The sequence below is a fragment of the Planktothrix sp. FACHB-1355 genome, from assembly GCF_014748295.1.
Taxonomy (GTDB): domain Bacteria; phylum Cyanobacteriota; class Cyanobacteriia; order Cyanobacteriales; family Aerosakkonemataceae; genus Aerosakkonema; species Aerosakkonema funiforme_A.
In genome coordinates, this window is the sequence record NZ_JACJUP010000206.1 from 1 (window position 1) to 7,819 (window position 7,819).

The 7,819-nt window shown below is 46.8% G+C and carries 9 protein-coding genes; 4 read left to right on the forward strand and 5 right to left on the reverse strand.

Annotation, left to right across the window (positions count from 1 at the left end):
- Nucleotides 1-498, forward strand: a 498-nt coding sequence (locus H6S82_RS11430) for a PD40 domain-containing protein (protein WP_191056240.1), incomplete at its 5' end; no start/stop codon positions are given.
- A gap of 14 nt (nucleotides 499-512) precedes the next feature.
- Here the strand turns inward: H6S82_RS11430 and H6S82_RS11435 are convergent.
- From H6S82_RS11435 to glp, 4 genes are all read right to left on the reverse strand, one after another.
- Nucleotides 513-677: a hypothetical protein gene (locus H6S82_RS11435; RefSeq protein ID WP_190466111.1), complete on the reverse strand. Its 165-nt coding sequence runs from the start codon at nucleotides 675-677 to the stop codon at nucleotides 513-515.
- Between the two features lie 107 nt (nucleotides 678-784).
- Nucleotides 785-1,282 carry a tetratricopeptide repeat protein gene (locus tag H6S82_RS11440; protein ID WP_190466114.1) on the reverse strand — a complete coding sequence of 166 codons (498 nt, stop codon included), beginning with the start codon at nucleotides 1,280-1,282 and terminating at the stop codon, nucleotides 785-787.
- 4 nt (nucleotides 1,283-1,286) lie between these two features.
- Nucleotides 1,287-2,474, reverse strand: coding sequence for a 1-deoxy-D-xylulose-5-phosphate reductoisomerase (gene dxr, locus H6S82_RS11445; RefSeq protein WP_190466117.1), 1,188 nt, complete (start codon nucleotides 2,472-2,474; stop codon nucleotides 1,287-1,289).
- 171 nt (nucleotides 2,475-2,645) lie between these two features.
- The gene (gene glp / locus H6S82_RS11450) at nucleotides 2,646-3,929 is read right to left on the reverse strand and encodes a gephyrin-like molybdotransferase Glp (RefSeq protein WP_190466186.1); all 1,284 of its coding nucleotides are present in this window, start codon (nucleotides 3,927-3,929) and stop codon (nucleotides 2,646-2,648) included.
- Nucleotides 3,930-4,139: 210 nt separating this feature from the next.
- Here glp and rpmG point away from each other — a divergent pair, with 210 nt between their 5' ends.
- The 3 genes from rpmG (at nucleotide 4,140) to H6S82_RS11465 (ending at nucleotide 6,946) form a co-directional block, all read left to right on the forward strand.
- Entirely contained in the window at nucleotides 4,140-4,328 is a 189-nt protein-coding gene (gene rpmG / locus H6S82_RS11455) for a 50S ribosomal protein L33 (RefSeq protein ID WP_190466120.1), read from the forward strand.
- Nucleotides 4,329-4,456: 128 nt separating this feature from the next.
- Nucleotides 4,457-4,672, forward strand: a complete 216-nt coding sequence (gene rpsR, locus H6S82_RS11460) for a 30S ribosomal protein S18 (RefSeq protein WP_190466124.1) — start codon at nucleotides 4,457-4,459, stop codon at nucleotides 4,670-4,672.
- Between the two features lie 255 nt (nucleotides 4,673-4,927).
- A complete protein-coding gene (locus H6S82_RS11465) occupies nucleotides 4,928-6,946 on the forward strand; it encodes an RNB domain-containing ribonuclease (RefSeq protein WP_190466127.1) in 2,019 nt (672 codons plus the stop codon).
- A gap of 76 nt (nucleotides 6,947-7,022) precedes the next feature.
- On the opposite strand, the gene H6S82_RS11470 is transcribed toward H6S82_RS11465, so the two are convergent.
- Nucleotides 7,023-7,577, reverse strand: coding sequence for an FHA domain-containing protein (locus H6S82_RS11470; protein ID WP_190466131.1), 555 nt, complete (start codon nucleotides 7,575-7,577; stop codon nucleotides 7,023-7,025).
- Nucleotides 7,578-7,819 lie beyond the last annotated feature (242 nt).

Sequence of the window (7,819 nt, forward strand, 5' to 3'; positions counted from 1 at the left end):
AGCCTTCAGGGACATAAAAATGCTGTTTGGGCAATTGCGATCGGCCCAGATAGTCAAACTATTGCCTCCGCAAGTGTGGACGGGACAATTCAACTTTGGAGAAAAGATATTACGGGTGAGTTTGAAACTAAGCCCTACAAAATACTGACTGGCCCTAATATGAGCGGTTTTACTGCCATTAGTTTCAGTCCTGACGGTCAGACGATCGCTGCTGCCAGTTCCGACAATACCGTCAAACTGTGGAAGTTAGACGGCACTTTGCTCAAAACTCTCAGCGGACATACCGCCAGTCTTTTTGCGATTTCTTTCAGCCCAGATGGTAAGGCGATCGCTTCTGGGGGTGATGACCAAATGGTGATTCTGTGGGACTTAAACCGCATTCTCAAGCTCGATCCGCTAGAGTATGGCTGCAAGTGGGTGCGAGATTATCTGCGAACTAATCAAGAAGTACATCACAGCGAGCGCCATTTGTGCGATCGTATTGGCAGGCGCTCATGAGCAATCTGGCTCAACTACTGCTGATGCTGTGCGATCGTCTCCTGTATTTGTTGATAAAAAGCCATATTTCTACGTTTGAAACAGATTATCGCTGCTGTTTGGAAATCTGCGATCGCTCCGAAAATATCTCCTTGTCCTAATTTGGCTACAGCTTGGTTAAACAATTCTTCTGCATTCATTTTGACTAACCTTAAAAATTAATTGTATAATTCAAAAACTCCTTGTTTAATTTCCGCTTACATCCTTGGAATGGATAGTATTTATACTTCCATATTATCGGATTGAATCAGATGTTGCCATCCTGGGTTATATCCTTTGAATATTTTTGATATTTCTCCATTGCATCTTGGTATCGCGGCATATTACCTTCTTGTTGATAAATTAATGCTGCCGTCTGCAAATCTTCGATCGCACCTTGCTTATTGCCAATATAAATGCGGAGATTTCCCCGTTTGTAACGGGCGTCACCATCTTTTGGATTGAGTTGAACTGCTCGATCGCAATCTGCTATCGCCGTTTGTATTTCTCCTATTTTAAAGCGGGCGACACAGCGGTTGGTATAAGCTAGATAATTACTAGATTGGCGTCGAATTACTTCGTTGAAATCGGCGATCGCACCTTGGTAATCTCTTTTTTCCAACCTTTCCAATCCTCGGTTATAGAAATGTTCTCCCATTTTTTGATTAATGAGGATTTTCGGCTCTTGGGCAGAGCAAGCCCCTATTAATCCGCCAATGGCAGCAGAAATTACTGAGGTAGCGATCGCCTTTTCGATATAATTCATTTTATCAAACTGAAATCACAGGCTTTTCCAACATTTTACTGGCTGACAGAACTTCTTGACGCGCCCACTTATCTGCTGCCAAAATATCATCTAAAGATGGATTTCGTTGATTGTCCGATTGATGGCGATCGCAAGCCCGCTCAATCACTTTCGGAATATCTAAAAAGCCGATTTTCTCTTCTAAAAATAGCGCTACTGCCTGTTCGTTTGCCGCATTCAATACCGCAGGCATTGAACCACCCGCACGACCGGCAGCATAAGCTAACTGCATACAAGGATATTTTTGATGATCCGGTTCTCGGAAAGTTAAACTACCAGCTTTCACCAAATCCAAGCGTTCCCAATCAGTGTAAATTCGTGACGGCCAAGACATAGCATAAAGCAGCGGCAAGCGCATATCCGGCCAACCCAACTGAGCCAAAACAGAAGTATCTTGCAATTCTATCAAAGAGTGAATAATGCTTTGGGGATGAATCACAATTTCGATATCGTCGTAATCCAAACCGAAAAGAAAATGCGCCTCAATTACTTCCAATCCCTTATTCATCAATGTAGCAGAATCGACAGTAATTTTGCGACCCATCGACCAATTGGGATGCTTCAGCGCATCTGCAACTTTAACTTCTGGCAACTTTTCCACAGGCCAATCTCGGAAAGCACCGCCAGACGCCGTAAGCAGAATGCGCCGCAAACCTCCTGGTGGAACGCCTTGCAGACACTGAAAAATCGCTGAATGTTCGGAATCTGCTGGTAATAGCTTGACGCCGTGTTTCTCTACCAAAGGTATCACGACCGGCCCCCCAGCAATTAAGGTTTCCTTATTTGCCAAAGCGATATCTTTGCCAGCTGCGATGGCGGCGATAGTAGGTAGCAATCCCGCACAACCAACAATACCAGTTACCACAGATTCTGCATCGCCGTAGCGTGCCACTTCGATCGCACCCGCTTCGCCACCCAGTAAAATCGGTTGGGGGTCGAGGTCAGCAACCGCCTCTTTCAGTTCTGGCAGCTTATCTTCAGCGCAAATAGCGGCAATTTCCGGTTTAAATTGGCGAATTTGCTCAGCTAGCATCTTCACATTGCTTCCTGCTGCCAATCCCACAATCCTAAACTGGTCGGGGTACTGAGCGACGATATCCAGAGTCTGAGTACCTATTGAGCCGGTGGAACCAAGAAGTGTTATCGCTTTCACAATTGTTTAAGAATTAAGGGCAATTTTACTATACGCCTGCTAGGGATTAGGGGCTAGGGGTTAGGGGTTAGGGAAGGAGAGAAGAGGGGGGAGCGGGGGAGCGGGGGAGTGGGAGAATTAAAAGTTAAAAGTCAAAAGGAAAAAAGGGAGTTGGGAATGGTGGGCTAATCGTTAATTTAGCAGGGGAGAGCCGACCTGTAAAACTTTTACCATTTCTCCAGGGCGGATAAATTTTACATCGACTGGCAGAACGGCTAAACTATTAGTTTGGGCTAAATTAATCAAATTACCAGAACTGTGACTTCCTCCGGCTAAATCAAATTCGTACAGGCCATCTACTAATTGCAATTTACCCCAAAGATAACTTTCCCGCTTACCATCCGATCGCAACTCTTGCTGCGATCGCGCCTGCACAAAATTTGGGCCCCAAGATTGGGAAAGTCCGGCCAGTTTTTTCAGCGCAGGTTGCACGAACCGCCAGAAAGTCACCAAAGATGATACTGGATTTCCTGGCAAACCGAAATATAGGGTATGGGGGATAGGGGATGGGGGAGAGGAAGAAATTTCCCCGGACTGGGAGAACGTCGCGAAAGTCAGCGGTTTACCCGGTTTGATCGCAATGGCGCGAATGTGTATTTCGGCACTAAGGGAAGCCAAGATTTCATCGACGTAATCGTAATCGCCAACTGAGACACCGCCGGAAGAAATTACCATATCAGCAGAGGCGATAGCTTTGGCGATCGTACTTTTGAGCGCCTCCGGTTCGTCGGGAACAATACCGAGCATTTCCGGTATTCCGCCGCTTTGCGCTACCAACACCGCCAAAGCGTATTGATTCGAGTCTACCAGCTTACCGGGTTGCAAAGCTCGGTCTGGGGTTACCAATTCGTCGCCAGTGGAGATAATTGCCACGCGAGGGCGACGATAAACGGAAAGTTGGGTACACTGGGCAGATGCCAGCACAGCAATTTCCGTAGCACCGAGAGCAATTCCCGCTGGTAATAGCGGTTCGCCAGCTTTGTAGAAAGCACCCTGATGGCGGACAAATGCTTGCGGTTCTGGTGCTGAGTAGATGAAAATGCGATCGCCTTCTCGCTTCGTTACTTCCTGCATGACCACCGTATCCGCACCGGCTGGCATCATCGCACCAGTCAATATCCTCGCAGCTTGTCCCGGTTGAATAGTATGCTGGGGTTGATATCCGGCGGGAATTTCGGCCACAATTGCCAAAATCGCTGGTTTTTCGGCACTACAGCCTTGCACATCAGCATAACGCACCGCATACCCATCCATCGCCGAGTTATCCCAGTGGGGAAAATCTAGTTGACTTGTGACTGGTGTCGCTAAAATCCTCCCCATTGCTCCCAACAAGTCTACAACTTCTGTATCCCGCGCTGTATCTAGCGGTTGCACCTTTTCTAAAATAATTGCTTCTGCTTGTTCAACCGAAAACATTGCCATCCACCCACCCTCAAAACTTCTTCTTATACTAAAAAACTTCTCCCCCTCTTCCCTCTTCCCCTAGTCCCTAACCCCTAGCCCCTAGCCCCTAGCCCCTAGCCCCTAGCCCTAAAAACTTCACAGATCGGTTGCTGAAGCTACCCATTTTATGAAATGATAGATATTTGTGTTTAATTCTGCCCTGACGTTGCAGCTAGTAAACTTATGGCTAAAGGTGTTCGTATCATAGTGACACTGGAATGTACCGAGTGTCGCTCTAATTCAGTGAAGCGATCGAATGGCGTGTCTCGTTACACTACCCAAAAGAACCGCCGCAACACGACGGCAAGGCTGGAACTGAAGAAATTCTGCACTCACTGTAACAAACACACAGTTCACAAGGAAATCAAGTAGATGGGAATTGGGACTGTTGAGTGGGGACTGGAAAAAAGCCTTGTATCCAGAACCCTTCATTTAGAATCCTACATTCCAATGCGCCATTACCTTTTTACCAATTACCTTTCACCAAATACCAATTGTCTATGACCTACTACCGTCGTCGCCTCTCTCCCATAAAACCAAGCGAACCGATCGACTATAAGGATGTCGATTTATTACGTAAATTTGTGACCGAGCGGGGTAAAATTTTGCCGCGCCGCATCACAGGTTTGACCGCCAAGCAACAAAGAGACTTGACAATAGCGATTAAGCGTGCTCGCATACTGGCACTGTTGCCCTTTATTAACCAAGAAGGTTAAGCAGATTTTGGATTTTGGATGCAAGGATTTTAGATTTAGGACTACAAAGAAACCCGGTTGCTATGAAAAATCGTGGTTTGGGAAACTGGAAATCCAGTAAAAACCGGGTTTCTGACTCGCAAGAGCCTAAATCCTGAGATTATTAGGCTACAGCTAAGTTCCAAAGTATTTGCCACTAATACAGCTATCCCCACATCCAAAATCTAAAATCTAAAAATCTAAAATTACAAGACTGCACGGGGATAACGACAAATTGTGGAAAAAGGAAGGCTGATAGAAGTTCGGCTGCACGGAGAGCGGCGGTTGACAGTTGCAGAACGCCCGGAAGGCAAAACAAAGTGGGTCGTGCAAGATGAGCGCGGTCAATCATATACCGTCAATCCCCAGCAAATCAGTTATGAAGTGACTGGTCAAAGTTACCAGCCAAAGGATATTCCTAAATTCCGGCAAGAGGTAGAGCTGTATCTCGACCCTTCCAGTTTGGAAATAGCCTGGGAAATATTGGTCGAAGATGGTACGAGCGTCAGCGTAGGCGAAATGGCGATGCTACTGTTTTCCGAGCAAAGTGCGTCTGTGTGTTACGCAGCTTACTACCTGCTGTCGGAAGACAAACTATATTTCAAACAAAAGGGAGACCGCTACGAACCTCGCTCTCGCAATCTTGTTGAGGAACTGAAACATCAGTTGCAAGTAGCGGGACAGCGCAAACGAGAATCGGAAGAATTTTTGGTTCGCGTGCAGCAAGCTCTTTCTGGTGAACCGGTAGAATGGCAGAGTAGCGATCGCACTCGTTTGGAGGCATTAGAAAAGTTTGCCTCTCTGGGAGAAGAAGCTTCCGGACGTTCTGTAGCCCAAGAAACGCTGGTAGCTTTGGAACGAACCAACACTCCCCAAGCGGCTTTCGATCTCCTGGTGCAGATGGGTTTGTGGAGTACGCACGAAAACCTGTTTCTGCGGCGCAGCCAGATCCCTGTTAACTTTGCAACTAAGGTGCTAGAAGTGGCTCAGCAGCGTATCGAGTTTCCCCCTCCCGATGCGGACACAAATCGTCTGGATTTAACTCATCTGAAAGTTTACACGGTAGATGATGAAAGTACCCGCGAAATAGATGATGGTTTGAGCTGTGAAACAATGGCTGATGGGCGGAAAAAACTTTGGGTTCACATCGCCGACCCCACTCGCTGGGTGATGCCGGGGGATGAATTAGATCTGGAAGCCCGCCGTCGCAGTACGACCCTTTATTTGCCGACCGGGATGATTCCCATGTTCCCTCCAGATTTGGCGACCGGCCCGATGAGTTTAGTGCAGGGCAAAATTTGTACAGCCCTCAGTTTTGGTATTGTACTCGATGAAGATGGAGCCGTGCAAGAGTACAGCATCCATGCCAGCATTATCAAGCCAACCTATCGCCTCACATACGAAGATGTGGATGAGATGCTGGAATTGGCTGTCCCCGCCGAACCGGAATTAGCTGCGATCGCATCTTTAGCGCAACGGCGGGAAAAATGGCGGCGTTCTCAAGGAGCGATCGGCATTCATCTGCCAGAAGGATTGATTAAGGTTGAAGATGACGAGATTTATATCCACGTTTTAGAAGATTCGGCTTCTCGCCAAATGGTAGCAGAAATGATGATCGTTGCCGGTGAAGTCGCCGCTCGCTACGGTCAAGCTCACCAAATTCCTTTGCCGTTTCGCAGTCAGCCTCAACCAGAATTACCCTCAGAAGAGGAATTGCTCCAATTGCCCGCCGGGTGGGTTCGCGCCGCCGCCATGCGTCGATGTATGCCGCGCAGCGAAATGAGTATCATTCCCGCTCGTCATGCCGGTCTGGGTTTGCAGATTTATACTCAGGTAACTTCTCCCATTCGTCGCTATACCGATTTGCTCACTCATTTCCAAATTAAGGCTCATCTAAGAGGAGAACAGCTGCCTTTTTCAGCTGAAGAAATGAAGGAAGTGATGATGAGCGTTACAGCTGTCAGCCAAGAAGCGAGTTTAGTAGAACGCCAAACCCATCGTTATTGGGCTTTGGAGTATCTGCGACGCAATTCCGATCGAGTATGGCAAGCACTGCTGTTGCGTTGGTTAAGGGAAGATGACAGGCTAGGTTTAATCCTGTTAGAGGATTTGGGATTGGAATTGCCGATGGTGTTTCGGCGTTCTGTGTACTTAGGCGATCGCATGGAAGTGCGCGTTACCCACGTCGATCCCCGCCAAGATGCGATCAAGTTCCAAGAAACAGTCGATCGGGCGGCGCAAACAGCAGTTAGTTAAAAACTAAACATTAAAAATTTAAAAATTAATCATCAGTCTACTACCGAACAGAATCGGAAAAGTAACTTTTCCGATTCTACATCCAGTCGGTGATACTGAGCTCGGAGCCAAGTTGCGATGATTCTTGAGAGGTAGTAATAAAAAACTCTACCTGAACAAAGCCTAGCTCTATCAAATCTCCATCGCGAAGGTTGCGACGCTCCAAAGTTGCTAAGGGGCGATTGTTTACTTTGCTACCATTTCTACTACCGATATCTGTAATGTGAAAATCCTGACCTCTTTCGTGCCCAAGTACAGCGTGCTGGCGCGAAACGCAGCGGTCTGGAATCGCGATCGAGCAGTTCGATCGCCTACCGATTAACCAACTAGAAGCACTGTCCACCACTCGAACCACTTGACCTTCTGTAATATTTGTCACTAGGAAAGTTGCGTGTTCCGTGCAGATCGCCTGGATGTAAAAAGGAGTGATTTCGCAGCGTTTCGGTGCGTTCAATATTGGCTCAATAATCGTTGTTACCTTATCGACATCGTGGTTGCAGTTAGCAAACAAAGAGCGTAAGAAGCAGGTGTTCTGCTCCAAAAACTTCAAAGCTCGATCGGTGGAGCTACCGGGTTTACTTAGGTTTTTCATACACCGTTTTCTGAACGATTCTGTGCAAAAACATCAAATTTGAAGATATATACTTCACAACCGTAACGAAAGCCCTAATCAGCTTGAGCTATGCGCGATCGTTCCAGTTAAAATTCATGTGCGAATAGTATTAATAGACATCTACTACATATCAAGAGCATTAACAACCACTTGATTACCTAACTTTACTAAAACTTCATATAAGTGGCTAAATTTAGCCACTTATATGAAGTTTTAGACAA